3 protein-coding genes are annotated in these 3,734 nt (G+C 32.5%); all 3 read right to left on the bottom strand.

From position 1 onward, the window contains the following. Positions 1-6: 6 nt before the first annotated feature. Positions 7-294, bottom strand: coding sequence for a hypothetical protein (locus tag ACVCZW_RS03640; RefSeq protein ID WP_452231666.1), 288 nt, complete (start codon positions 292-294; stop codon positions 7-9). 172 nt (positions 295-466) lie between these two features. Beyond that, positions 467-3,181, bottom strand: a complete 2,715-nt coding sequence (locus ACVCZW_RS03635; RefSeq protein ID WP_452231665.1) for a T9SS type B sorting domain-containing protein — start codon at positions 3,179-3,181, stop codon at positions 467-469. 68 nt (positions 3,182-3,249) lie between these two features. Then, a complete protein-coding gene (locus ACVCZW_RS03630; protein ID WP_452231664.1) occupies positions 3,250-3,591 on the bottom strand; it encodes a ribose-5-phosphate isomerase in 342 nt (113 codons plus the stop codon). Positions 3,592-3,734: the final 143 nt, after the last annotated feature.

The raw sequence follows: 3,734 nt of genomic DNA, 5'->3' as shown, positions 1-3,734 counted from the left end.
CTCTCGTTATTCTTTATGATCGTCTTTCACTTCTTCATCGCGATACTCACAACAAGGATGCACCGTTGCATACGCTTCATCGGTTGCTTTTAAATCTTTCGTATCATGACCAACCGCTGCAATACCAGTATGAATTGCATTAGAAAATGCTGCTTCTGTTGCTGGAATGATTTTAACTACAGAATGTGCTTTAATTGATATTAAAGAAGATACTCCAGGTGGTATGCCAGGAGGAATGGGTGGCGGTATGCCAGGAATGATGTAGCAGCGAGTCGCTGCTGATAGGTAACGCACTCTTATGCATAATAAGAAGAGTCTTCTGTTTATCACCAAGACACGCAAATTAAAAAAAAACGCTTCTAGATTAATTTCTAGAAGCGTTTTTTTATATAGCATTAATATTTTTAAAAAGCGGTTACGACTTTGCTAGAAAAAGTAAAATAGATGTCACCTATATATTAAGCTACTATCTTTTTAAAGTAAAATGACCAGAGAAGGTTTTACCTGTACCAAGTTCTACCGTAAACCAATAATCGTTGGTATTCATAGTATTTCCATTAAAAGTTCCATCCCAACCCAAACTATTTGATGAAAGCTGTTTTATTAGTTTCCCATATCTATCAAATATTAATATTTTAGAATTAGGAAATTTAGTGACCCCTTCTATTTGCCAGTAGTCATTATAACCATCATTATTAGGAGTAAATATTTTAGGATAATCAATAATTGTTATTTCTTTAGAATCTTGCCCACAACCATCTTTATCTTTAACAAATACAGTATAAGTCCCTCCTTCTAGGTTTGAAAAATAATTATTATCCTGATAATTAACACCATTAATAGAATATTCAAAATCACCATCTCCAGAGGCTATTATCTCCATGTAATTGTTCCCTAATTCGCCATGGTTTACTTGTACAATTTCTGGTAAATTAGAACGAATTAAACGAAACGAAAATGAGTTTTCACAAATAATATTGTTCTTTAATTCGGCAACCGTTAATACGTAACTTCCTTCATTTATTATTTCTGCGCTATACGTAGACGAAATTAAAGTTCCATCTTCAAAAAGCCATTCATAAGACGTATAGCTAGATTCGACATTTATAATAATAGATGGTGCTAGATTACAAATAAAATATTCTTCTTCAATACTAATCACTGGTAATCTATTTACTATTAAATCGAAAGATCTTTCAGAATAACATAAGGAATTAGAAGCATCTACAACCTTCACATATATTGTTTGCTGATAAGGCTCTATATTCTGAAATAGAGCAGGTAACGGACTTGACAATTCAATATTATTAGAATCGTAATAATGTATAGATAACCCTGTTTGGTTTCCTATAATTTGCCCTTCTAATAAAGTAGTATCAAACGTTGCATATCCCTCCCCTTGATTACAAGCATATAAATTATCTGGTTGGCTGATATTTGGTTGTGTTATGGTTTCTAAATGAAGTATAGTTTCCGAATAGCAGTTAGTAAAATCATCCGTTACTCTTACTGTTATATTTTGATTATTGGTCTCACTATTAGTAAACGGGTTTGCTAATGGACTTGGTAACTCTGTCCCATCTGCCTTATAATAAGTTACATGCATTCCTGTTTGCCCATTTAGAACTTGAGTTTCTACATTCCCCGTGTCAAAGTATTCTGAAATACCATCTGCATTATCATCACAAGCATATAACTCTGGTAATTGAGTTACTTCTGGATTATCATAAATATCGAGTACAATTCTAGTTTCTGAAGCGCAGTTAGTAATAGAATTAGTCAACACTGCATCTATATAGTCTTGATTAAGAATAAGGTTTTCAAAATCATTTAAGTCATTTAAGTCATTTAAGTCATTTAAAGGAATACTATTATTACCACTATCAAATAATTCGACTAAAATATTTGACTGCCCATTTACTAAATCAACTGTTAAATTACTTAAATCGAATATAGCATAACCATCCCTATTATTATCACAAGCAAATAAATTATTTACAGAAGCTATTTCAGGAAGAGGATTTATTAACAAATCAAAAGTCGTTTCACTATAACAACATAAATCGCTACTGTTGCTAACCCGCACAGTAATTTCTTGAGTGTTTGCTAGTGTATTAGTAAAAGGGTTTGGCAATGGACTAGGTAGCTGATTACCATTTTGATCATAATAGCTAACAATAACTCCTGTTTGCCCATTTACAACTTCTAATACGACATTGGAGGTGTCAAAACTTGAAGAAACACCCATTCCTTGATTATCTTCACAACTAAGAATATCACTTACAGGATAAGCAATTGGAGGTTCGGCTACAGATATTGTTTCATTAATAACATAAGCAGATCCATCGTTTTGTATAATGTTTGCGGCAATAGAATATTGCCCTGATGCTGAAAAGTCATGTAAAGGCAAAGTGAGATTTGAAGTATTGTTTACTCCTGATGCTGGATCTCCAAAATTCCAAATAACAGAAGCTATATTATTTGTGTTGTTTAAATAGAATTCTTTGAGTGTTTGACTACAATCATTTGTGTAATTTAGAGAGAAGGGAGAAATAATATTATTTCGAACTCCACTTACATTAATATAAAAATTTGCATCTGGACGCCCCATGTCTGTTGCTGTTACAAATCCATTAACTGGTGTTGCTCCTCCAGTTATACACCTTCTTTGCCATGAAAAATCATTATCATAAATAGATCCCGCTATAAAAGCTACTGCACTCGAATTTACATCACCTCCTTTTTCTACTTCAACTAAGATACGCTCCGTTCCAGCTGGAACAACTATAGGAGTATTAAAATCTAATGTAACTATCTCTGGAATGAGTGAAACATACCATGGTAAGTATATTTCTTGACTTATTCCAATTAGGTTTGACTCTAAAAAAGTAGAAGGAAAGCCATTATCTATTGCATAAATTCTAAATCTAGCAGTAGGTCTCCAAGAAGTATTAACTACAGCCACTTGCCCTGTAGTAATAATAAATTCATCGTTTAAACCAATCCCAAAATCTTGAAGTGTAAATGTTCTTGACCAATAAATAGTAGCTGATGTGCAAGAATGTATATTTGTTCTAACAACCTCACAAGAATTATGCGTTAGAGTAATCTGTGCTGTTGCATAAAAGCTAGAAAGAATAAAAAGTAGTAAAAAAAGTTTAAATGGTAAAGATTTAATCATTCTATAATTTGAATTGTTACTTATAAACAGCTAATATAATTTTATTTAATAAAACATAACCCTTCTAATTAATTAAACAAAACCGCATACTTCTGTCTGCGCAATTCTAAAGCTAGCGTTTCTTCCATTTTTAAAGCTTCTGCTCTAGTTGGAATTGGATCGATGTGATTGTATAAACTCGGACGAAGATAGAGTCCGTATTTCTCAACAATATTAGAAGACAGCTTATAACCTTTCTTATTTCTGTAGCCTGTTTTATGTTGTAGAAAACGTTCTTTTGGTGTTTTACTAGTCATACCAACATACAAGCATTGCAAAACGCCATTAAATTGCGGATTTGCATTTCTAAACTTGGTGTTTTCAGTAAACACACGTTTAGATAATTCGATGACGTAAATTCTATATGGCATATGTAAAAATAAAAAAGCCTGAATATTAATTCAGGCTTTTTTACTATTTTCTTATTCTCTTGTTATTCTCTCGTTATTCTTTATGATCGTCTTTCACTTCTTCATCGCGATACTCACAACAAGGATGCACCGTTGCATACGCT

The organism is Lacinutrix sp. MEBiC02595 (assembly GCF_053601555.1).
This window is presented reverse-complemented; position numbering and strand designations above follow the sequence as displayed.